Origin of the sequence: Pseudoalteromonas sp. SMS1 (assembly GCF_021530565.1) — a bacterium.
In the GTDB taxonomy this organism is placed as follows: Bacteria; Pseudomonadota; Gammaproteobacteria; order Enterobacterales; family Alteromonadaceae; genus Pseudoalteromonas.
Map to the genome: position 1 here is coordinate 137,606 of NZ_JAKGBI010000011.1, position 23,412 is coordinate 161,017.

Sequence of the window (23,412 nt, forward strand, 5' to 3'; positions counted from 1 at the left end):
TTGCCATTAAAACGTGACGTGATAAACATTAGAAACGGTCATCTTTGCAAGCTTTTACTTTCTTTTATTGTGCGTTAGTGTGTTGGATTGTCATTTCCTCACCGCTTATACAAGGATCTCACTTGATAGCAGAATCGCTTAAAATACTTTACATTGTTTCAGCCGCTTATGTTGTGTTTGTCACCATCGCACTGTTATTGATCCAAGGTCAATTAGCAGTAGAACAAAAGATCGCACTCTTTATTTTTTGGTTACTGCTTTCTACACCAATGCTGGAATATATCGGCCTTGCCTTTAACTATATGCCATATCCATTTATTGCATTTGTACATTCATCTTTACTATTACTTGGACCATCAATCTATTTCTACATAACATATAAACCTGAAGCACATTTTGATTACACTAAATGCCTACTCCATCTGTTTCCATTTGTTATCTTTTACACTGGCCGATTGGTTGAGCAAACAGAAATCCCGACACTTTTAGCTTTGCTGTATTTTGTCCATGTGCTCTTTTATCAATTTTTACTTACAAAAACGACTTGGTTCAGTCAACATGAAACCTCGAACAAACGTACTCAGTTCCTGATCAGTCAAAAAGCAATTGTTGTGTTTTTTTTGGTTGTTTCAAGTGCCTACTTTGTACAAGTAACGCTACATAAAATAGGCTCTGATTACCTACGTTTACTTTGGGACTTAAGTAATACATTGACTTTTATATATATTTTAATGCTCTCTAAAGGGTTTATCGACATCGTTAAAATAAAGCAGGCAAAGTCAAACCGTGTCCTAGAACTCGCGCCAGAATTGGCTAATCAACAAAAAAAATATTTGACCGACTTATTTGAAAAGGATCAACTTCACTTAAATAATGAACTGTCGTTAACCTGCTTAGCCAAAGAATTAGACTTGACCAGTAATCAGACATCAGAGCTACTTAACGAACACCTAAATACCAACTTTTACGAATTCGTCAATACATACCGTGTGCAAACTGCGGCATACATGTTAAAGCACGCGAGTAAAAAAACAAAAGTATCTGAGCTTTATTTAGATGCGGGTTTTAACAATAAAAATACCTTTTATCGCGAGTTTAAAAAAGCCTTTAATATGTCTCCTGGAGAGTTTAAAACGAGATTTAGTAAGGCGACAAAACACTGATTGTTAAACTGCCCTGCACAAATTAGCCGATTGGGTTTCACCGTTTAAACTGTTATCAATTGATATGATGTGCCCTGTGGCCGAGGTTCAATGAAGGTGATCAGGAATGTTCAACATAGACTAGATGGCATTGAACAAAACGTCCTCGATACCTCAACTGAGATGCTTTCACTGAATTGTAATTGGTAAGGAGATGGCAAATTTATTGGCCCTCTAATTCGGCATCCGTTCTTTTATCAACCTTGTGCTGATCTTCAGTGCGCCCATATTTCCAGTAGCTACTGATATACATATCTTGTTTTTCTAGCTGCTTTTCTCTTTTCAAAAATCGACGAATACTGCGCATGGCTTCAAACTCACATGCACACCACACATAAGGTGTCATTGACGGCCACTCAATTGACTGAATTGCGGTTAGTAACGGGCTGTTTTGGCCTGGGGTGGGGTTAACGCGCCATATTACTTCAATGTTGTCAGGCTTGTTCAACTGATGAATATCTGCTTCACTGGTAACTTCTAAAATCGTTATCCCACGGGCTGTTGATGGTAATTGCTCTAAATTACAGCTAATTGCAGGTAATGCGGTCATGTCACCGACAAACAGGAACCACGGTGCATCAGGGTTAGCTAACTTAGTCGCACCAGGGCCACCGATGATAATTTCATCTCCCAGGTTCGCAGCTTTAGCCCAATCCGAAGCTGGCGATGCGCCTTTTTCTGATGTATGAAGGGCAAAATCAATAGTAAGCGTTGCAGTGGCTTTATCAAATGCTCGTACCGTATAAGTACGCAGCATGATGTTCTTTTTAGCTAATTGCTCAAATGCTTCTTCTTCGCGCAGTACGTCACCTTGTTTGGTAAACAGTAACTTCACGTAACCACTCTCATAGCCAGAAGGAAAGCTCTGCAAGTCTGTACCACCGAGTACAACCCTTTTATAATTTGGTGTTATAAGCTCACTTTTAAGCACCTGTGTCTTACGATAGTTTCCTACTGCCATTCTTTTAAACCTTTTTCTTTTTATATATGAGTAATACGATTCGCAGATAGAAATATTTAATGGTTTGCCTAGCTATCTTCAGAATTGGCCTGCTTCAATATCAGCTTCATCCATTGCTCAACCATCTTCTTCCTATGTGACTCGCGCAGAGTGTACATATACTCTGACTCTTTAGGCACTGTAATTTCTGGCAGTAGTGTTTTGACGATGTCTATGCCCGTATTTTCTCTGGCGGTATGTACAGGAAAGCTAAGCCTAAACTTAATATATTTGTCCTCAGAGATGAACACATATGCCTCAGAGTGATACTCCGCGCTATTTTTCAATTGTATTGTGAATTGGGCTTGTTTTCCGACAAACGTTTTACCATTTGCGTCAAAAGTAACAGCCTGCACAGTGGCTGGATTGACCTCTTTATATTTACCTAACTTTTTTGCTGCATCAATTTCAGCCAAAACACTTTCAAGCTCGTCAGATACCACTTCTTGTGTATCATCCCAACTTACTTTCCCAATGGGGTAGATATACACTGTGACAAAATCCTTTGGGAAATTCTCATCGACGTACTTTAATGACATACCATATTCTGGTTGCTCAAACACGGTCTTATCTACCAGCATTAATTCACCAGCAACCCGTGGCGCGATAAAATCATTATCATAGTCACTGGCGTTAGTTGGACGACTGGCTTGTTGGGTTGCTTGACATGCAGCTAAAAATAAAATTAACACCCCAATCAAAGCATGTTTATTAATCATGGAATTCCTTGCATTACTATGTTTTTGGTCAGAGAAAAAGTCGCTGAACTATAATATCTAGCTCTTTAAATATAATAAACGCACAGAGTGATAAATTGGGGTGATAAAATAAGGAGTTTTTTATATAGCGCCAAGTTTGCCCACTTGGCGCTCATTTACAAACGAGTTAGAAACAAATAATGGGTGATGTCGTTGGACAAGCACATCCCGTTAGATCGGGGCTTTGTGTATAACAAGTACCCGCATTATATGTATTTGGTGCGCAATCCCCTTGGGTAGCAGTACACTGGCCGTAAGTAAATTTTCCCCCCGCAATATTGGGGGTTTGCTGTTTTGCTAATGCATTTTCGTCAGTTAATTTTTTTAAGTGTCTTTTGTTTAACTTCATTATGATTATCCTTATTTGATGTAAATGCACTGTTAAAATAGAGCAAAATTAAATCCCCAACAAGCCATTTCGGTTAAAAATCTCTCTAACCAATCAATAAAGTGTGCAAAATCCAACCTCAAAAAACCTTTTTTTGAGTTGACACCATCTCATACAAGACTACAATAACAACATTCGAATGATATTCGAATAGAGTTCAAGCGTTATAATTATGGAATAAAACATGGCACCAGCACCTAAATACGATCAGCAAACTCAGCAAAAAATGATCCTCCAAGCCGCAGAGCAATGTATTAACGAGTCATCCGTTACCGACTTTACGATGGCCAAAATAGCGCGTGTAGCTGGGCTCTCTATGGGCTCAGTTTATAAATTTGTGCAAAGCAAAGAAGACATCGTCCTCGCACTGGCTTATCAATCGTTTGTCCATGTATCAAAAATATTTGATCAAGTTTTGGCCCTGCCAATTAGCACGCCAGAGAAAATTTTGGCCATCAGTTTGATTGCACCACAACGGTTGCAGTGTTTTGAATTTGATTATGAATTACAAACATATGCCACGAATGAAGCGGTGATCCGAAAAGGCTCAAGCTATTGGACAAGTAAGATAATCGAAGCCAGTAGCCGCTGTGAAAGCGCATTCAAGCTAGCACTGACCGATGGTATCAACTCTGGTGAGCTCAAGGATGTTCCCAATCTTGGCGAGGTCATCGAAGAGATCATCATTAGTGGGTGGGCTATGACAGTGGGCTATGAACAGGTTCAGCGCGTGCAGCAAACTAAGCAAATTGTTGAGGGCACCGATTCATTGCAACAACCTCTTGAGCTTGAACACCCAATCATTCGAAGCTCCGTGCGTCTTTTGAATAGCTATCCATGGCAAGCGCCCTTGACGAATGACTCACTCATTAATATTGAGCAACAACTTACCGCGCTAAACTTGCGCTAACCCTATTTGGAGGCCTTATGAACATGAAACGGTGGTTAAGTGCCATTTTTATCGTCCTAGTCGTTATCGCTAGTCTAGGTTTTATCAAATTTAAACAAGTACAAGCTGCTATCGCTTTTGGAGAATCTTTCCCTGAGCCTTCAGCATCAGTAAAAAGTACCTATGCTCAAGCCACTGAACACACTAACTATGTCAAAGTTGTTGGCCAACTGCATGCAAAACAGACAATCACGGTTCGCAATGAATACTCTGGCCTTATCACTTTTGTGGGCTTTAACCCCGGAGATATCGTAGAAGCGGAACAGGTATTACTTAAATTAGATACAAGTATTGATGAAGCCAATTTACGCGCAGCTTCCGCGCGCGTTAAACTAGCTCAGTCAACCTACCAACGAGTGGTCAAACTGTTGGCACAAAAGCGCATCAGCCCTGATGAAGTAGACAAAGCTGAAGCCGATGTTTCGGTTGCCCAGGCTGATGTTCAAAACTTAGAAGCTTTAATTGCAAAAAAAACCATCCGCGCCCCCTTTGCCGGTCAAACAAGCCTAGATCAATATCAGGCTGGCCAATTTATTGATGTAAACACCCCCATCACATCACTGATTGGTTTAGATGAAACGATTTGGGTAGACTTTCAAGTACCACAAACACTCACACAACCGCGTTTAGGCAGTACCGTAAATATTACTTTTATTCAAGCTGAGCAAAGCCGTACGCATACCGCGAAGGTGATTGCAAAAACCCCAAGCTTGGACATCGACTCTCGCCAACAAAGCTACCGCGCGATACTTGCCAACCCAAATAACCAGTACAGTCACAATCAAATGGCGACAGTATTAGTGCCCACCGAATATATACAAGCTGTGAGCGTGCCGACCAATGCAATTACGCGTAGTCACTTTGGTGAGTTTGTCTATGTTTTGGAAAAAGATGCACAGCAGAATTGGCGTGCAAAGCCGATTAAAGTGACCTTGGGCGACAAAGTAAAAGATCATCAAATCGTTTTATCAGGCTTGAACGGCGGCGAGTTTATTGCGAGTGAAGGCGCCTTTAAGCTCAAAGACAACCTCTTGGTATATATAGAGCAAACCGCTGACAATGCAGACAAAAATGGAGCGCAGTAATGAGTGCTTTACATGAAAACAAGCCATCTATGATGGATATTTTCGTTAATCGACCCGTGCTCGCAATTGTACTTTCTTTATTGATTATCTTAGCGGGAATCAATGCTGCAAAACAGATCTCAGTGCAGCAATATCCCAAGATAGAGAGTGCATCATTAGTGATCAATACCGTGTACACAGGGGCTGCTGCTGACGTCGTAAAAGGCTATGTCACAGAACCTATTGAACGGGTCGCATCGACCGTACCAGGGGTTGATTATGTTGACTCCGTAACCACGTCTGGACTCAGTAAGGTAACGGCTTGGCTCGACCTAAACCACAATACCACTGATGCATTGGCAGAGCTCACAACCCGACTCAATCAAATAAAGTTTGAGTTACCAACAGGCGCCGAAGACCCCGCAATTGAAATTGTCCGCGCTGACAGTCCCTACGCTGTATTTTATTTGGATGTCGAGTCTGCTGAGTTACCTCGAAATGAAGTCAGTGACTACTTGGTACGAAATGTTGTTCCCTCAATGTCTGACATTCCTGGCGTGCAAAAAGTCACCCTTGAAGGAGGTCGAAACCCCGCTATGCGTGTGTGGCTAGATAGCGACAAATTGGCTATTTACAACCTCAGTGCCAGTGACGTATTCAGCGCACTGCAATCTAACAATACCATTGCAACGATTGGGTACAGTGAAAACAACCGCCAACGCATCGATTTAATGGCAAACACTAGCCTCAAAAATGTCGCTGACTTTGAAAACTTAGTCGTTAAAGAGATGGATGGCACACAACTCAAACTGGGCGCAATCGCTAACATTGAGATTGGCGAAGCCGAAGGAATGGTGACTGCCAGGTTAGATTATCACGACACCGTTTTTTTGGCGGTATGGGCTTTACCAGGTGCGAACGAAATTAATATCGGTGACGCACTGTATTCAAAGTTAGATGACATCAACCAAATATTACCCAGTGGCATGAAAATCTCGATTGGATACGATGGCACTTTATACATGCGAGACTCCATTAAAGAGATTTTCACCACTCTGGGGGAAACTGTCCTGCTCGTTGGCATTGTCGTTGTGGCCATGATGGGTTCCTTCAGAACTGCGATGGTACCACTTATTACTATTCCGATTTCTATCCTTGGTGCCATTGCTGTTATTTATGCAATGGGGTTTTCATTAAACCTACTCACTATTCTGGCCATTGTATTGTCAGTGGGGCTAGTGGTAGATGATGCGATTGTCGTAGTAGAAAATGTCGCCCGACATATGCGAGAAGGCAAGCCAAGGCTGCAAGCTGCTCTCATCAGTTCTCGGCAGCTTTTAGTGCCTGTGATTGCGATGACATTGACGCTAGCTGCAGTGTATGCCCCCATCGGCTTCCTAACAGGGTTAACAGGATTCTTATTTCGTGAGTTTGCATTCACTTTGGCAATCGCAGTACTCATTTCAGGGCTTGTAGCAATTACACTCTCTCCGATCATGAGCGCGTATGTGAACCCTGAAGGCGGTAAAGAAGGCAAGCTGACGCGTAAAGTCAACAGCTACTTTGATCAACTACAAGCGTTTTACTTTAGAATACTTGATGCGCTTTTCAAACTACGCCCTCAAATATTCTTTGTCGCTATCATATTTTCACTGCTATCTGTTCCGTTTTATTTGTTATCGCAAAAAGAACTTGCGCCGATTGAAGATCAAAGCAGTATTCAAGTCGTTATTGAGGCGCCACCTGAGTCCTCTCAAGCCTATACGTCGCTAAAAATGAATGATACGGCACGCGTTATGAATGCAACAGAAGGCGGTCAATTTACTTGGCAAATCGTGACCGCGGCGGCGGGATTTGGTGGCGTCGAGTTAGCGCCATTTGAAGCGCGCGAACACTCAGTACATGATCTACTGTTCGACTTGTATGCGAGGTTAGGCAGTGTTACTGGCCTGAGCCTATTCCCAATTTTACCGGCTTCGCTGCCAACGGCTGGTCAGTTTGATGTCGAGGTGGTGCTACGCGGCAGTGACGATCCAAAAACAATGAAACTTTATGCGGATCAAATCATTACAAAGGCGAATCAAAGTGGGAACTTTTTATTCGTCAATACGGACTTAAAAATCGACTTGCCACAAGCCGAACTGAAAATTGATAGAGCGCTAGTCGCTGACTTGGGCCTGAGTCTTTCACAAGTAAATGAACAACTTAGCGTGCTTATGTCAAATAACTTTGTGAATTACTTCAACAAAGAGGGTAAAGCATACCGTGTTATACCGATTGTCGGTGACGAAGAGCGATACAACCCTGAAGAAATCTTACATATGCAAATTAGAACTGACCAAGGTAAGCTTGTACCAATCTCTGCATTTGCCACCCTAGAAACATTTACCAGCCCAAGGGTACTGGGTTCATTTAACCAGCAAAACTCTTTTAGAATTTTGGCCGGCGTATTACCACATATTACCAAAGAACAAGGCCTGAGTAATATTGAGCAAATCGCGGCAGAAATTTTGCCAGCTCATTACTCTGTCGACTATGCAGGAGAATCTAGGCAATTACGCAAAGAAGGTAACACAATGGTCGGCGTACTTTTAGTGGCAATGATAGTCGTCTATTTCTTACTCGCTATTCAGTTTAATAGCTTTAGAGATCCGCTTGTCGTGCTACTTGGCTGCGCTCCGCTCGCATTGGCAGGTGCACTCATGCTGCCATTTTTATCGCTCACTACGGTCAACATTTACAGTCAAATAGGGCTAATTACGTTGATCGGCTTAATTGCTAAAAATGGTATCTTAATCGTAGAGTTTGCTAACCACTTGCAGCTTGAAGGGAAAAATAAATTCGACGCAGTCAAGGGAGCTGCAGCAACCCGATTGCGCCCTATTCTAATGACAACCGGTGCGACAGTACTTGGTCACTTCCCTTTGGTATTAGTGACGGGCGCTGGTGCAGAAGCAAGAAACAGTATTGGTATTATCTTGGTAGCAGGCATGTTAATAGGTACATTTTTTACGTTGATCGTACTGCCTTTACTCTATGAAAAACTCGCCAAAGACCATCGCGGTGAGATGGAATCAGAGCAAGCATTAACCGATACCCAATTTGCCAACCAAATTTAGTATCCCTCCCCTGTTTTCCCTGTTGAATGGCAATCGTTGTTCAACAGGGCTACATGATACTCGTTAATCACTCAACACATTCTATTCTGAGCGGGTAACATAAAATAACAAATATTTGATTGTACCCAACCCAGCACCTCATAAAATAGCGATAGTTATCATTACGGTTGAAAGGACTTCTCTACCATGAAAATTAAAGCTCTGAGTATCATCGCTCTAACCGCAACTATAATCGCATGTGGTTCTGATTCATATGATCCAGATTTGCCAGAACCACGGCAAGGGGCAACCACCATCATTGCAACTGGATTTAACGTTCAGATATATCAACGAGCTCAAAATTCGGGGATAAGTCTTGACCGGATCGCGCGTGGTACTGAGTATATAGCTAACGAGCGCGTGGCGTTTGATAGTGTCATTATCGGTATAGATACACAAACTGAATATGTAAACCCCCTTTCCAAACAGAGACGAGTTCGGCCTTTTTCTTTCATTAACACAGCCTATGCCCTGTCACCCGTCCCCCCTACTGTAAAACAAAAAATTAAGGCGATTACAATTACATCAGCCTATGACTTGAATGATAAATACCCTGCGGGGCATACTTTAAATGATGTATTTGTGGTTACTACAGCAAGTATTGGCAATCATTTCTATGACTATGACGCTGATAAACGCGTCTATTTGACCGTCTCAGAATATGTTGAGAGTAATACCCAAAATGAAGCCGCTCACACAGGTTTTGCCTTGGACTTAATGCTCAATACGGCACCGACACTGGCAAGCAGTATGACTTTTTACATTGAGATTGCATTGGACGATGGTAAAGTCTTTTCTCTCGAAACACCTGAAATCACCTATCAAGGGACACAGTAACAATACCGTGTAAAGTCAGGCGGTGGCATCACCCACAGCCTGATAGTTGCGCTTTAAACAAGTGCGGGTACGGCTAAACTCCACAATAATGCACGTGTTACATCTCGTCCAATTCGATGACGTATGCGCCACACGTGCGCGCCTTGGTCGGTATATACTGAGCACCTTTGCATAAATGGCCTCAGTAGGTTATCGAATTAAGTTTAAGTCTGGCTTGAAAATACGCATTTAGTGGCAGCTCAATTATCTATTTTTAAGATACTCTCTCAACGCAATTTGATGCATCTTAATTGTCGTTTCAGATGATGGCAGTGTTTTAAGCCCTTTTTCAGCTAAATGAAAATCTACTATGTGCATTGGCTCATCAGTATCAACGAGGCCTTCTGTTGAAAATAATTTCGGAGCAGATTCCGCTATATTATCTAACTGGCGTTGTAAAGCCGCTTGTCGCTTGTTTAGTGACGTCAATTGCGCATTTAACTGGACTTCTCTGTAACTGGTGTCATACGTTGACGATGGCATATCCGCCGCGCTCATGGTGGCTAAAATATAGCCTGAAAAGCATCCTATAAAATATGCCGTTGCCGTGATCTTCATGACTTACCTCAGTATAATGTGACCAAAGTATCGTGCCCCGTAAAGGCTTCACACACTCATATTTGGTCTGCTCTATCGTTGTGAGTGCATTTTGAAGATTCACGTAAACTTTATAACTGCTAGATCTGACAGTTCGAAGAGAGGGGATGCAAAACGAAAAAGGGGCATGCGCCCCCTAAAGAGAAGTAAAATTAAAAATAGCCCCTCAGGCCTAAAGCAAAACTTCTACCCGGCATGGGCGCTTTGTCTTTCAAGAATGACGTGTGTACACGCGCTTCAGTGTCTGTCAGGTTGTGTCCCTTCAAATACACTACCCAATCTTGACCAAGTGCTGAGTAATCGTAGTTCAAGCTCGCGTCAAGCAATGTGTATCCAGGCGTAGACGATTCATGCTCGGCAATATGGGTTTGCTTTTGATATCGCACCACGTCCAAGTTAATTGTGAATTTATCAAGGTTGTAGCTCAGCTTGGTACCAAACCTAACCGGAGAAACCATCGGTAAATTTTCACCGCTTTTGAGCCTAGCACGCACTATGTCTGCGAAAAACGTTGCGTTCAAAGCATCTGTTGCTTGCCATGCGAGTTCAGCTTCAAACCCATGTGTAGTGACATCATCTGTTTTAAACACATAAACGGGTAAGCCATGATCACCTTGCTCGGTTTCACCATGGTCATAGTCATGGTCATGGTCATGGTCATGCCCATCATCGGCCATCAACCCTGTATTTGTTTGGTAATAGTAATTATCGATCTTGTTATAAAATGCATTAAATACAAAGCCGAAATCACCTTCTAACTTTCGCCATGTTATATCTAAATTATGAGAGCGCTCCAAGTCGATACCCTGAGGGTTTAACTCGAATGTCAGACTATCAGATTTTTGTTTAAACAACGCACCCACTTCATAAGTCCCCGTTCCAATATGAGGCCCGAATGAAAATAGCTCTGAAGCAGCTGGCGCACGTTCGGCACGAGCCACGGAAAAACCTATGTTATAACCAGGGTGATAGTCCCAAACAGCCCCTATTGATAAGCTCACTGGCGTAAACTCATGATCAACATCGAATTTTCTGTCAACCGCAGTCTGGTCATGGTCATGGTCATGGTCATGGTCATGGTCATTATGCCCACCTGCTTGTAGATCAGCGCCAGATAAAAGTACATTTGGCGCATCCAAAGTAACGCGCTCCACACGCGCGCCCAATTGCACTAACACCTCTCCAAAGTGACGCTCTTCCATCAACGCCAGCGCAAATGTTGTACTGACAGATGGCGGGGTGAATGCCTCCGCCCCTTGCGCAGAAAAATCGCTACGCTTGTAATGAACACTCAGGCCGCCACGCCAGTCAGCAATGGGTTGATGCATCAAATCTACTCGCGCTTCTTGGCTTTCGTTAGCAAAAAGAGTCCCCACTTCGCCATGTTCTATTTCGCTGTGTTCATAATCGGTATAGGCAGCTCGAAAGTTTGCTTCGCTTAGGAATGCATGATCAAAGCTATACTTACCAAGTAGTTGCCAGCGATCTTGACTTAAGTCTGCGTACACATCTGGCGCTTCGTTACCATGACTATGGCCCGGAATACCGTACTCTCTGGCCATTTTGCCGTAGGATACACCAACATAACCTTGATCAAATAAGTACGACGTACCTATAGTTACACCATGCGAGTCTTCAGCGCTATTTTCTACTGTGTAATCTTTAGAAGCGTGCGGCTTATCACCAAGCTCTGCAGGAACAGGAATTTCATAATCACTCGATTCACGCACAAAACCATCCAAGTGCATCGCAAAATTTCCAGTACCTGTATTTAAGTTTACCGCCGCTAACTTTTGCTTATCGCCCGTGGCACGCTCAATCAAAAACTCTCCATAGGTATCGCTACTTGTCGGCACTCGCTCGTCAACGACATTTACAACTCCCCCAATCGCACCACTGCCGTAAAATAAAGTTGCAGGCCCTCTCAGCACTTCAATCTGGGTTGCTGTAATGGATTCCGATGCCACAGAGTGGTCGGGACCCACGCGCGATGCATCACTGACATCAAGACTATTTTGCGTGATCAGCACTCGAGGTCCACTCAAACCTCGGATGACGGGAGTACTTGCTACCTTGGCATGAAAACTCGTATGCACACCAACCTGCTTAGACAGTGTGTCTCCAAGCGTAGCGGCTTGTTGCGCTTTAAGTGCGTCACCTGACAACACACTCACTGGCATAGACGATTCCATTGACGATGCATGAAATGGAGAGGCTTGTATATCAATCACTTCCATCACTGATGTATTTAAAGTAACGGTAATCGTGGCAGCACCTTTTTCATCTTCTTTTACCACTTTATTCTGATGTGCAAAACCAGCAGCCGTGATATGTAGCTCAACGTCACTGCTTTTATTGGTTTGCAAAGTAAACTGACCATTTTGGTCGGACTTAACAACTTGCTGACTGCCCATTACTGAAATACTCGCATTGGCAATAGCTGCGCCATTTTGGTCTTGAATTTGACCACTAATATTCTGCGCGTAGGCTTGTACAGAGAGTGGTGCTATCAAGCCAAGCATCAATGGCGAAAGTTTAAACATAATAATCCCATACGTTATTTTTGTTATAATATAACATATCAACACTAGTGGGTTTGCAAGCTTTTTTGTCGCGTTTTTTACACCATATAACGAATTAAGTTTTACCAAGAAGCTTGAAAAACTAGAATTACAATTCCTTTAAACATCTAAAATAGAAAATTTAATTCATTTTAAATCATACACTTAATAAAATGTTTCAAATTATCGTAGAATTTAAATTGCCTTTATTTTGTTACAATATAACATATCAACAAATCACAAATGGCCGCTTTGCGTTTGAAAAATAAGCAGAGTGCGTTGAACGCGGTTTTCCCAACCAATTCATTCCACGGTCATTGCTAATCAAAAAGCGCGTTATTTGTGAGTTTTCAATTCAGCACTACAGAATCTCGGAATTAAACTATGATTAAAACAACAATTGCACTGGCTGTCGGTTCAGTTCTGCTATTGGCCGGCTGTAACAGTCAAAACTCTGCACCACAAAGTCCCTCTGAAGGGCAGAAAATTGCTACACAAAATATGCTTGATAACCCCTTACTGCGTGAAAGCGCGCTTCAGTACCAAGCTCCTGAATTTAACCTGATCCATGATGGGGATATCAAACCAGCTTTTGAGCAAGGGATTACCGAAAATTTAGCTGAAATAGAACAGATCATAGCCCAAAAAGCGGTGACTTTTGAAAACACCATTGTGGCGTTAGAGAAAAGTGGCAAGGTCCTATCTCGTGTAGGTAATTACTTTTGGAACATTAGCCTAACTGATTCAAACCCAGAGCGCAGAGCGTTGCAACAAGAGCTGGCGCCATTATTCACTCAGCACAGCGACAATATTTATTTAAATAAAGCATTATTCGAACGTGTTGAGCAGATCCACAGCAATCGTAACACCTTAAGCTTAGATGCTGAGTCAAAGAGGCTGGTTGAAGTGTACTATAAGCGCTTTATCCGTGCCGGTGCAAAGCTGACAGAAGCACAGCAAACTGAAATACGTGCTTTGAACAAAGAACATTCACAGTTAACTACGCAGTTTGGCCAAAATTTACTAAAAGAAACCAGTAATATTGCGGTGCTAGTTGATAACAAGCATGAACTAAAAGGCTTGACTGATGCGCAAATCAATTCAATGGCAGCAGCTGCAACACAAGCTGGAAAAAACGGAAAATACTTAATTAGTATTACCAATACAACACGTCAGCCAATTCTTGCCAATATCCAAAATAGAAATTTAAGAGAACGTATTTGGCGTGCATCCGCCGAACGTGCACAATCCGGCGACACCAATAATATGCCAATTATTAAACGTCTTGCCGAGATCCGCGCTCAGCGGGCCAGTTTACTGGGCTTCGATAGTTGGGCTGCATACAGTTTATCAGCCCAAATGGCACAAACACCAGATGCCGTATTCTCTATGTTCTCTGGTATGACTGACGCATTAATGACAAACGTAAAGCTTGAAAGCAAAGCAATTAAAGCGAAAATGGCTGAACAAGGCGATACGTTTGAACTGCAACCATGGGACTGGGCATTCTATGCAGAGCAAGTACGTCAAGACAAATACGCGCTAGATGAAAATACCGTTAAATCCTATTTTGAATTTAACCGCGTGTTAGAAGATGGTTTATTCTTCACTATGAAGGAGTTGTATGGAGTCGAATTTAAGCATCGTCCAGATTTACCGGTATATCACCCAGATGTAAAAGCATACGAATTGTTTGATCATGATGGTACCAGTCTCGCTATATTCTACGCTGACTATTTTGCACGCCCAGGAAAACGTGGTGGAGCATGGATGAGTTCTTTTGTCGATCAAACACACCTACTAGAGCAAAAACCAGTGGTGGTCAATGTGATGAATATCGCAAAAGCACCTGAAGGCCAACCTACACTGCTAAGCTATGGCGAGGTAACAACCATGTTCCATGAGCTAGGTCATGGTATTCATGGTATGTTTTCAGATGTGAAATACCCATCACTGGCAGGCACTTCAGTATCAACAGACTTCGTTGAGTTCCCTTCTACATTCGAAGAAGACTGGGCTATTCACCCCAAAGTCATCTCAAACTACGCAAAACATTACAAAACGAACGAGGCAATTCCGAAGGATTTACTCGATAAGATTGTTCGCTCACGTAGCTTTAATCAAGGGTTTGATACATTAGAATATGTGGCCGCTGCAATCGTCGACATGGAATGGCACTCGCTAACCCCTTCCGATAAAGTAGAAAATGCGGAACAGTTTGAACAAGACATGTTGAAAAAGCATGGACTATACGTACCTTACATCCAGCCGCGATATAAGTCTGCATACTTCTCTCACTCAATGGGAGGGGGGTACTCCGCGAGCTACTATGCGTACATGTGGAGTGAGATTTTGGCCGCCGATGCCTATGCCTATGTGCAATCTCAAGGCGGTTTGAACAGGAAGATAGGCGATCACTACCGCAAAAATATTCTTGAGGTTGGTAACTCAAGACCGCTGATGGAGTCATATAAAGCATTCAGAGGCCAAGCGCCTACCACAGAAGCCTTACTGACTCGCCGCGGCTTGCAAACAACAAACCTATAACGGTAAAGCTAAAAGGCCCGGATAGAGTTGGGCCTTTTAACTTTCACAGCACTTTGTCCTGACCTAAAGGCCCGTTCATTGTCGATAGGAACAATCAAACCCTAACGAATAGCGAAAATACCGCACTGCCATCTCGTCAATGTACTTTCTAAACAAGGCAATTGATACCATGTTGCCTTCTCAACAATAATAGTTCCATGGAAGACCGTACTTCTTCGCCATGCATTTTTTAGATTAGGCTCGATACGCTAAGTAACCGTTTAACCTCGCCTTTCATTAACTGAGTTGAGGTTATTGCTGGCACGCTATGACGGATTTGGTAATCTCATAGAAATGAGTGTGACCACGGGGAGTGTGGGCACCCAGCATAGCTTTAGCGAATCTTACTTTTACGATGATTTACACCGCCTGACCGCTAACGCCATCCAAAGCATTACCACCATCAGATACAGTTATGATGCGATGGGTAATATCACCTCTAAGTCAGATTGTGGTTCACAACATGACTACATCAATAGTTTAAGTGGCCACAGTGGCGGTGGCCCTAACGCAGTTAAAAAGATTTATAAAACCAATGGGACTTGGGTTGGCTTTAGTTATGATGCACGCGGAAATATGATCCAAGGAGACGGCCTAGCCTCCGCAATTTACAACGCCATGGACAAGCCTACCTCTATTACTAAAAACGGCATCACCAACAGTTTTGTATATGGTCCCGACCATATACGATTTAAGCAAACTAAGAGTACAGGTGAAACACGCTTTTATGCGAGTAGCTACGAAGAGGAAGTCAAGGGAGGTACACTCACGTGGCGTGCCTACGTCGGCGATGTAGCTGTTATCAGTCAACAAGGTAGTGCCCAAGCCGTCATACGTTACACGCACAGAGACCGATTAGGGAGTGCCCGACTTTTTACCGACCGTAACGGTAAAGTTATAGCGGAACGTAACTTTGACCCATTTGGTAAGCCTCGCCAAGCAAGCGACGGATTGAAGTTTGAAAGTAGATTCAAGGACATTGACAAAGCAAAAACAAGCAGAGGCTTTACCAACCACGAACACTTAGATGAGATGGAACTCATTCATATGAACGGTCGGGTGTACGATTATAACCTCGGTCGGTTTATGAGTGTTGATCCGTTTATTCACGAAGGTTCTCAGGGAATAAATCCATATTCTTACCTTATGAATAATCCGCTGGCAGGTACAGACCCAACTGGTTATTTGCCAGTATTGATTATTCCTATTATAGAAATTGGAGGCGGTGCTCTGGCTTTATATGGTTCTTGGGAAGCTGGTCAAACTATTGGTAATGCTATTAATGATTTTTCAAGTGGTAATAGGTCAACGTCTGATGTGCTTATGGGGGCAGGAAAGAGTTTAGCAATTGACGCTGCTATGAGTGTAACAGGCGCAAAGTTGACTAAACTAGCTCCGGACTCTTTAACTCAAAAATTAAAAAGTGTTGTCAATGGAAATGGGGCGGGTAGCTTCAACGGTAGCAATGGCAATATTGCAGATTTGGGTAGTAAAAACACTGATCAGGATATGGTAAACAACTTAATTCAAAAAAGAAGAGAGTCTGATGCCCCTGGGGAAGCGACATTTGGGCAGGGAAGAGATGGAGATGGGAATCTTACACCTGTAAGAGAGAGTATTCCTGGTAATACTAGGGCTGAGGACATCCATGCAGAAACACAAGTGCTAGATGATTTGAGAGGAAAACCCAAACCGCATACGGTTGCAGTTGTTCAAAATCCTTGTTCAAATTGTTCTTCGGACTTGTCGGCAGCAAAAGTTGATAAGGTTATTGTTCCTTCGAAGCCTAGTAACCCAAATGGCTCACCCAAATCTGCTGCTGTGTCAGCTGCGAAGAAGAACACTTCAGTTGGGGTAAGAAGTGTTCCAGTCGTTCGAGTATCTGGTCGAATTGAAAGCCATCAACTTGACAAGATGGATTAGTTTTAAAGGTTTTTTATGAATGAATTAACACTGAATTTAAATAGTGGCACCCTACAAGGTCAAACCATTGGTTATGATATTTCAATTTCTAAAGAGTTAAGCTCTTTAGAAAGTAAACAACATGGTTATTCAATAAATGTCATTGATGGGAAGGTCTTATCATTATTTATATGTTTTCGAAGCGGTTATAGAGGCTTCGATAGCTTTAAGGGGGTTTGTAAGATAAATCTTGATACTTATAAGTTTAATAATTTAACAACACTTGATGAGTTTATAGCCTTATTAGGTAGTCCAACCGAACAATGGAATGATGGCGTCGAACAATGTGCTATTTTCAGCATAAATGATAGAGAAATAGAAGTTATATGGAATGTAGATGGAGAAGTAAGTCTTGATTATCTAGCTATAGAGTGATTTGCACTTACTCCGACAGTTACCCATTTTTATATAGCTTATAACTTGTTCTTCAAATAGCCTCGTTTCTACGGGGCTTTTTTAAGGGCATTATTGTCAAGCTTCAATGTCAATGTAGTCTGAAAGCATAAAATTTTGAGTGATACCTACTCCAAGAATTAAAGAAGACACCCATCTCAAGAATTAAAGAAGACACCCATCTTGAATTAAAGAAGACACCCATCATAAATTTGGCAAAAAAATGAGTGCAGCCTACCTTTAAATAACCGTTAAAAGTTAGGCGTTTAAATCATGGCAACAGCGCGAAGTAGGCAAGTTAGCTTGGTGGACACCAAGTACTATCACTGCATATCTAGATGCGTAAGGCGCGCGTTTTTATGTGGAGAAAAATACTTAAGATGATGTAACTCCCCCATAAACTGAAACACAGATCGTGCGCATGATCAAAGAAGCTGAATCTGGTGTGCCTCAGTGCCTCATACCTACTAGCCTCACTTCAATGATTAACCCCATGCAATAATGCGTCGCTTTGATATATACGGGTCATCATATTGTGCCATTAAATGGCTATAAAAATTTGGAAGTGGGGTGAAGTTACTCGTAGTATGAGGTTATTATTGAAAAAATTAATATTGATATCAATAGTGCTCACAACTTAATTTGGCTGTCTAAAAGTGAGGCAGTTAAACTGTGATTCTTTTTTTGCCTTATTCAATGACAAAAAAGCCCGGTACTAACCGGGCGCTTTAAATTATAACCTGACGTTTAGTTACCACATTTTCGATAACTTGACACTGGCTGTTGAACCATCCTCTGACTGGTCAACAACTTCAAAAATTAGACCTAACTTAGGTAGCTTTTTACCAGTTGCTGGACGAATGTAGTTTGTGTAATCGTCCCAATCAACAAACTTAGGATTAGCGTTTGTGAACGAGTCCATCCATTTGCGCTCAAGATAACCGCCATTTGCTAAATCGGTACGAACTGTTTTACCTTCATCACCCGTCTGTGGCAACGTATTAAATGCAGCATCCTTAATTTGTTTACGGCTATTTAAAGGCGTAATATTTCTGTCCGCAACCCATTGGCCAGTGCTAGTGTACTCTGTCTCATATTCTAAAATAGGGTTTCTATCAGCATCTACGATACCAATCCAACCTTCACCAGGGTGTGCGCCAACATGGTTGTCTGCACTTGGTACTTCAAAGTACTCAATGACATACGAGGGATCAACAAACCATACTAACAGCCCTTCTTCCATACCAGCATCCTTTAAACTGGCATCAAAGCCAACGTGTTGACGCCATTCTAATAGATAATATGGAGTATACTGAATTGTGCCATCCGAAAGTTTAGCCGCATATTCAAATGCCACTTTATCTGGTGTATTTGAGGTAATCTCATTTAACACCTGCTCACCATCTGACACTCGAATGTTATCAACCGCTACGTAAGTCGCGTCACCGCCAATTGCATAGTTTTCTAGTGTAAAAATAACGTCTTCAAATTGCGCTAAGAAAGCAATGTCATAATTCACTGTTGCCCATTGCGAATTTGTTGAACGGACTTTAGTACCATCAGAGCTCATGTTTAAGTCCGCAGCATTGCTTGGCGAAAGCGCACCTGAAATGCCAGCACTTGGAATATCTACACGTAACCTAAAGCCATACGCATCATTCAAAGATAACGTTGAGTTTAAGTCGAAGCTTAATGTCGCAGCTTTTGCTCCCTGCACAGATTGAGGGAACGAAATTGAACTGTAACTAGTTAGATCAAAAGCTTGATTGTGAATAGGCTCGTAAACAACTTTCGTTTGCTCAGCTAAGTTTACTTTAATTAAGTCATTGTGCTGACCTTTGATACCTGCTTGAGAGAACTTAACAGTTACACCAGCAGTATCTAATTCAGAGATATTTATCTCGTCAGAGACAATCCAATTTCCACCAAATTTATTTTGTAAAAACAGCTTGGCATAAGGGCTATAGCCTGTTGGCTTTGTACCTGAAATTACACCACCCCAGCTACCAGATGACATTGAAGAATATGACGAGACCGTTTCACCAACACCACCAAACTTGTCTTTTGAATAGGCTGTATCATACTCATCTGGTAAGCCCAAATCATGGCCCAACTCGTGTGACAACAAACCAATGGTTGCGTCGATAGGTTGAATAACATAACTGCCGATACGCGCCGTTTTACCAACCTTTTCGTTGAAAACATCTTGATTTACCACATGTCTATGAGACCAGATATAGTTATTGTATGGGCTAGTTGGGTCGTCTCTCAGATCTCGTGGTTCTGATTCCTCTCCAAGTGTAGAGTGAATGATACTCAAATGATCAATTTGACCATCGTTATCTGCATCGTATTCACTTAGATTAAAGTTTTCATCTGCAAGAACATTGTAAACAGCTTCTTTAATTAAATCGTGTGTATTTGCTTTGTAGTGCGGGTGTGAATACTTAGTTTTATACCAACCAAACACTTCACCATCGACATCAAATGAGCCACCACTTTGATCTAAAAAGTACTCTCGCATACTGGGCAACGTTTCACCATTTGGACCTACGTATCCATTTTTAGAAAAACTCATTTGGCGATAATGTTCCGGGTTATAGTCTTCATAGTAATGTCTATTCGGTGCATTATCTGGCTTCAATGTATTATGAGGTACGTCGTCGAATTCCATTAATACAGTCAATACTTTTCGAGTGGTGACTGGACCATGCCACTCTCGCACTGGCGATGAAGTATTATCGGTGTTTAAAACAAGCGGCGTAGAAAAGTCAGCAGACAGGTTTCGATGTAAATTTGCATCACTCTGAATTTTTTTTATTTGTACAGGATCAATTTTCACATTCTCATTGGCATTTATATTCACTGAATGTGCATGCGCAAAACCACTTAGTGCACCAATAACAGCCACGGTTAACGCGTTCATCGTGTATTTTTTCATTATTATTTTCCTATTTTATTGATTGTCAGCCAAAAAGCAGTACTCCATTGGCAAATACCAAACTGCCCTATAGGTAAAAAACGACAAACATCAAAAAAAATAACCAATTAATAAATAAAAAACAAAATACCAACTAGAGATTAAATAAAAATAAATTAAAGAAAATTTGAATAGAACCTTTAAATAACAGGCTTTGCATAAAGTGAGAAAAAATTAATTCAAAAAAATAAAGAAAGAAAAAATAAAAAATTAGGCGCAAAATAGCGCCTAATTTGTATGACAAAGTCTTATGGCACCTGTTAATTTAACTGTGCGATTTGCTCTGCAACTCGAATACCGCTTCTAACCGCTCCTTCCATATACCCTAGGTATAAAGTATCAGTATGCTCTCCCGCAAAATACACTTGCCCCACAGGCTGTTGAAATAGCTTCCAGTATTTGGTTACTTGGCCTGGTCCATACGCGATGAACCCACCTTGCGTCCACGGTTCTGCTACCCAGTTTTGAACTTTCGCATCCACCAAAAACGCGTTTGAGCCGGGATACATAATCTCCATTTCATCCAATCGCGCATCGATTATTTGCTGATCGCTCCAATCTTTCTGGATTACACTATAATCGCCCGACGTATAGGCAATCAAGATGCCACCCTCTCCTCCTTGGCGCTCCGTAGTTTCCCATGTCCAACCCGTTGGCAAACCTGTCACTATGGTTTCTCCACCCAATGTTTGCTCAAGCCAAAAACGCTTGCTGTATTGTAATAATACTTTGGAGTGCGAGCCATAATTGATATTTTTTGCAGCATCACTTAATGCCTGAGGAAGGCGCGGTGAGAACTCTATCTTATTGAGCACAGGTAAAGGCACAGTGACCACCACCACGTCGGCCTGAAAACTGTCGCCGGATATCGTGTTAATAGTAACTCGGCCATCTAATTCAGAGATTTTAGTAACCGCCTGGTTCAGATGTATATCACCTTCAATATTGTCGGCAAAGGCTTGTGCCATCGCTTTTCCACCGTGTAAAAATCGATGGCTTTCAACATCATCTTCAGAAACAAGCTCATATACTCTGGCATATTGAGCTAAATGTAATAAAGACAGGTCACTTGGTTCATCAAACTCACCACGCACGAACTGCTCTGCAATGAGTTTGGCGGTAGGGTGAAGTTGCATATCATCTATCCAGCTTTGTACGTCAGTCAAATCATATTTTTTAGCCACTTCTAGCATGGCTGGATCGTTTGCATCAGGTACTGCATCGACTAATAAATTTAGGGCGTTATTAAAGCGGTTATAATCATTAACAATTTCAGTGTCGAAACTCTCATCGAAGTCCGTATAACTGACTAACTTGCCTTCGATATAATATGCGCCACTTTCAATTTCGCCCCAGTAACCTGTATCAGCTAATTCAACGTTAAATAAACTGGCATAGCGGTGGATTTCTTGATGAACCGTTGGTCCATCAATAAACTCCCCTCCCAATTCACCATGCTGAGTCCCCATTTGTACCGTACCTATGCGGCCACCTAAGCGTTCTTTTGCTTCTAAAATGGTAACAGAGTAACCAATCCTTTCCAGTTCATATGCGGCAGTTAAGCCAGATAAACCCGCCCCTACTACAACAGCCTGATTCTCAATCTGCTGTACCTGATCCTTTTTTTGTTCCTCTACGACCGATTGTGTTTCATTACTGCCACATGCAGACAGCATCGATGAAAAAACAACACAATTAACAACAACACGCAAAGAGTCCTTTCTCTTTGAGACCTTCATATACACCTCATTAATAATTCAACATTTTTGAATATAAAAAAACAAACAATAATAGCTTGCAAAAACCGAACGCAAGCTAACACGAGGTCAATCTATTAACAAGGTCAAAAAAATAAATCTCACATTAATATTATCAAAAAAATAACAAACAATTAGAAATAGCAATTAGCAACTACCGATATATTCATATATTAATATTTCTTGTTCCGCATTTTCTAATTGAAAATCTTGTTCCGTTGAAATTTTCACACGAAACCTACGTTTGTCTTTTATTGTATATACCGCGTTTTTAAGTATGCTAAAGCGTTCATAGTAAGTTGCATTATTACAAACCACGGCAATTAATCGAGAAAAGTTGGAGCCAGGTGAGCTATTGCGTTCGGTACCTTGGAAAATGGCAAATTTGTCGACCCAACACAGTAAAGAATACAACGCATGATCTTGCTCTGGTACCAAAGCATACTTTTTAAGTTCAGTCAGCTCTACGCCTATCGACAACGCTTGATATACTTCCTTGAAGCTATCGATATAACTGATAAATTGATGCTGCTGCGCAAGCGTGTGAAGCCGCTCATGCCGCTGGGTTTCTGACTCTTCAGTTTGCAGCTTTATCTCTGGTACGCGCCAAGGAGCCAATGCCTGTTTGAGTGCGGTCACAGTTTGTCTTTGGCTTTGATATTTGTTTATTTCTTCTTGCGCTTTTAAGCGCTGTGCTTGACGTTCATTGTCTACTTTGATCGCTTGTTCTTTTAATTTCTGACGCCTTTTATTTCCACTTTCAAAAGCATTAATCTTAACATTTATAATATCCTGCGCCTGACGAAAAGTGAGCTTCTCTCCATATTGGTTAATAATGAAAAATTCGGATTCTAAATAGTTAGGATTTAATTCTAATAATTGCTTTCGAAACTTTTCATATTTTTCTACTTTTGTTTGCTCTTGACCCAAAGTAGCAGCACAGCCATATTCAGGTTCAGCCAACCAGTTGGCTTCGCGCATTCCCCGCACTTCATTATACATGTCATTCAATAACTTAATTTGCCTTTCTTGGCTTGACATCATTTATACCCCTCACAAAAATAAACCTGAATAATTTCTTATATAATAAATTACATATATAAATCAATTTCTATTATCGCCTTATACTTTATGTTATGTAAAACATAAAAGCACCGATGGATAACATTAAAAATCAAGAC

Annotated in this window: 16 protein-coding genes and 1 pseudogene; 9 read left to right on the plus strand and 8 right to left on the minus strand. The window is 41.6% G+C overall.

Annotated elements, in window-relative coordinates:
* Window positions 1-122 precede the first annotated feature (122 nt).
* A complete protein-coding gene (locus tag L1286_RS13040; protein ID WP_235407493.1) occupies window positions 123-1,163 on the plus strand; it encodes a helix-turn-helix domain-containing protein in 1,041 nt (346 codons plus the stop codon).
* A 202-nt stretch (window positions 1,164-1,365) separates the two neighbouring features.
* On the opposite strand, the gene L1286_RS13045 is transcribed toward L1286_RS13040, so the two are convergent.
* The 3 genes from L1286_RS13045 to L1286_RS13055 form a co-directional block, all read right to left on the minus strand.
* Window positions 1,366-2,163, minus strand: a complete 798-nt coding sequence (locus L1286_RS13045; protein ID WP_235407494.1) for a siderophore-interacting protein — start codon at window positions 2,161-2,163, stop codon at window positions 1,366-1,368.
* Between the two features lie 68 nt (window positions 2,164-2,231).
* Complete coding sequence (locus L1286_RS13050; RefSeq protein WP_235407495.1) at window positions 2,232-2,921, minus strand: hypothetical protein; 690 nt, start codon at window positions 2,919-2,921, stop codon at window positions 2,232-2,234.
* Window positions 2,922-3,087: 166 nt separating this feature from the next.
* On the minus strand, window positions 3,088-3,309 hold the full coding sequence (locus L1286_RS13055; protein WP_235407496.1) for a hypothetical protein: 222 nt from the start codon (window positions 3,307-3,309) through the stop codon (window positions 3,088-3,090).
* Between the two features lie 223 nt (window positions 3,310-3,532).
* On the opposite strand from L1286_RS13055, the gene L1286_RS13060 reads away from it, so the two are divergent.
* The 4 genes from L1286_RS13060 to L1286_RS13075 all read left to right on the plus strand — a co-directional run bounded on the left by L1286_RS13060 (window position 3,533) and on the right by L1286_RS13075 (window position 9,356).
* Window positions 3,533-4,258: a TetR/AcrR family transcriptional regulator gene (locus tag L1286_RS13060; protein ID WP_235407497.1), complete on the plus strand. Its 726-nt coding sequence runs from the start codon at window positions 3,533-3,535 to the stop codon at window positions 4,256-4,258.
* Window positions 4,259-4,275: 17 nt separating this feature from the next.
* Window positions 4,276-5,382, plus strand: coding sequence for an efflux RND transporter periplasmic adaptor subunit (locus L1286_RS13065; protein WP_235407498.1), 1,107 nt, complete (start codon window positions 4,276-4,278; stop codon window positions 5,380-5,382).
* Window positions 5,382-8,480: an efflux RND transporter permease subunit gene (locus L1286_RS13070; RefSeq protein WP_235407499.1), complete on the plus strand. Its 3,099-nt coding sequence runs from the start codon at window positions 5,382-5,384 to the stop codon at window positions 8,478-8,480. The genes L1286_RS13065 and L1286_RS13070 overlap by 1 nt, the downstream gene beginning before the upstream one ends.
* Window positions 8,481-8,666: 186 nt before the next feature.
* Window positions 8,667-9,356, plus strand: coding sequence for a hypothetical protein (locus L1286_RS13075; protein WP_235407500.1), 690 nt, complete (start codon window positions 8,667-8,669; stop codon window positions 9,354-9,356).
* Window positions 9,357-9,599: 243 nt separating this feature from the next.
* Here the strand turns inward: L1286_RS13075 and L1286_RS13080 are convergent, their stop codons facing one another.
* The gene (locus tag L1286_RS13080) at window positions 9,600-9,953 is read right to left on the minus strand and encodes a hypothetical protein (RefSeq protein ID WP_235407501.1); all 354 of its coding nucleotides are present in this window, start codon (window positions 9,951-9,953) and stop codon (window positions 9,600-9,602) included.
* Window positions 9,954-10,144: 191 nt separating this feature from the next.
* On the minus strand, window positions 10,145-12,535 hold the full coding sequence (locus tag L1286_RS13085) for a TonB-dependent receptor (protein WP_235407502.1): 2,391 nt from the start codon (window positions 12,533-12,535) through the stop codon (window positions 10,145-10,147).
* Between the two features lie 402 nt (window positions 12,536-12,937).
* On the opposite strand from L1286_RS13085, the gene L1286_RS13090 reads away from it, so the two are divergent.
* The 4 genes and pseudogenes from L1286_RS13090 to L1286_RS13105 all read left to right on the plus strand — a co-directional run.
* A complete protein-coding gene (locus tag L1286_RS13090; protein WP_235407503.1) occupies window positions 12,938-15,100 on the plus strand; it encodes a M3 family metallopeptidase in 2,163 nt (720 codons plus the stop codon).
* Window positions 15,101-15,433: 333 nt separating this feature from the next.
* On the plus strand, window positions 15,434-17,062 hold the full coding sequence (locus tag L1286_RS13095; protein ID WP_235407504.1) for an RHS repeat domain-containing protein: 1,629 nt from the start codon (window positions 15,434-15,436) through the stop codon (window positions 17,060-17,062).
* A 15-nt stretch (window positions 17,063-17,077) separates the two neighbouring features.
* Entirely contained in the window at window positions 17,078-17,476 is a 399-nt protein-coding gene (locus L1286_RS13100; protein ID WP_235407505.1) for a hypothetical protein, read from the plus strand.
* 291 nt (window positions 17,477-17,767) lie between these two features.
* Window positions 17,768-17,863, plus strand: a pseudogene (locus tag L1286_RS13105) (Mobile element protein); the annotation flags it as partial.
* 382 nt (window positions 17,864-18,245) lie between these two features.
* Here the strand turns inward: L1286_RS13105 and L1286_RS13110 are convergent.
* The 3 genes from L1286_RS13110 to L1286_RS13120 form a co-directional block, all read right to left on the minus strand.
* Complete coding sequence (locus L1286_RS13110; RefSeq protein WP_235407506.1) at window positions 18,246-20,435, minus strand: immune inhibitor A domain-containing protein; 2,190 nt, start codon at window positions 20,433-20,435, stop codon at window positions 18,246-18,248.
* Between the two features lie 299 nt (window positions 20,436-20,734).
* Window positions 20,735-22,213: a flavin monoamine oxidase family protein gene (locus L1286_RS13115; protein WP_235407507.1), complete on the minus strand. Its 1,479-nt coding sequence runs from the start codon at window positions 22,211-22,213 to the stop codon at window positions 20,735-20,737.
* Between the two features lie 165 nt (window positions 22,214-22,378).
* Window positions 22,379-23,275 carry a hypothetical protein gene (locus tag L1286_RS13120; RefSeq protein WP_235407508.1) on the minus strand — a complete coding sequence of 299 codons (897 nt, stop codon included), beginning with the start codon at window positions 23,273-23,275 and terminating at the stop codon, window positions 22,379-22,381.
* Window positions 23,276-23,412: the final 137 nt, after the last annotated feature.

Bases quoted from the DNA above. Each gene is read 5' to 3' on its own strand.
- L1286_RS13110 (WP_235407506.1), bottom strand. From the start codon at position 20,435: ATGAAAAAATACACGATGAACGCGTTAACCGTGGCTGTTATTGGTGCA.
- L1286_RS13075 (WP_235407500.1), top strand. From the start codon at position 8,667: ATGAAAATTAAAGCTCTGAGTATCATCGCTCTAACCGCAACTATAATC.
- L1286_RS13050 (WP_235407495.1), bottom strand. From the start codon at position 2,921: ATGATTAATAAACATGCTTTGATTGGGGTGTTAATTTTATTTTTAGCT.
- L1286_RS13120 (WP_235407508.1), bottom strand. From the start codon at position 23,275: ATGATGTCAAGCCAAGAAAGGCAAATTAAGTTATTGAATGACATGTAT.
- L1286_RS13115 (WP_235407507.1), bottom strand. From the start codon at position 22,213: ATGAAGGTCTCAAAGAGAAAGGACTCTTTGCGTGTTGTTGTTAATTGT.
- L1286_RS13060 (WP_235407497.1), top strand. From the start codon at position 3,533: ATGGCACCAGCACCTAAATACGATCAGCAAACTCAGCAAAAAATGATC.
- L1286_RS13055 (WP_235407496.1), bottom strand. From the start codon at position 3,309: ATGAAGTTAAACAAAAGACACTTAAAAAAATTAACTGACGAAAATGCA.
- L1286_RS13065 (WP_235407498.1), top strand. From the start codon at position 4,276: ATGAACATGAAACGGTGGTTAAGTGCCATTTTTATCGTCCTAGTCGTT.
- L1286_RS13070 (WP_235407499.1), top strand. From the start codon at position 5,382: ATGAGTGCTTTACATGAAAACAAGCCATCTATGATGGATATTTTCGTT.
- L1286_RS13080 (WP_235407501.1), bottom strand. From the start codon at position 9,953: ATGAAGATCACGGCAACGGCATATTTTATAGGATGCTTTTCAGGCTAT.
- L1286_RS13100 (WP_235407505.1), top strand. From the start codon at position 17,078: ATGAATGAATTAACACTGAATTTAAATAGTGGCACCCTACAAGGTCAA.
- L1286_RS13090 (WP_235407503.1), top strand. From the start codon at position 12,938: ATGATTAAAACAACAATTGCACTGGCTGTCGGTTCAGTTCTGCTATTG.
- L1286_RS13045 (WP_235407494.1), bottom strand. From the start codon at position 2,163: ATGGCAGTAGGAAACTATCGTAAGACACAGGTGCTTAAAAGTGAGCTT.
- L1286_RS13095 (WP_235407504.1), top strand. From the start codon at position 15,434: ATGAGTGTGACCACGGGGAGTGTGGGCACCCAGCATAGCTTTAGCGAA.
- L1286_RS13085 (WP_235407502.1), bottom strand. From the start codon at position 12,535: ATGTTTAAACTTTCGCCATTGATGCTTGGCTTGATAGCACCACTCTCT.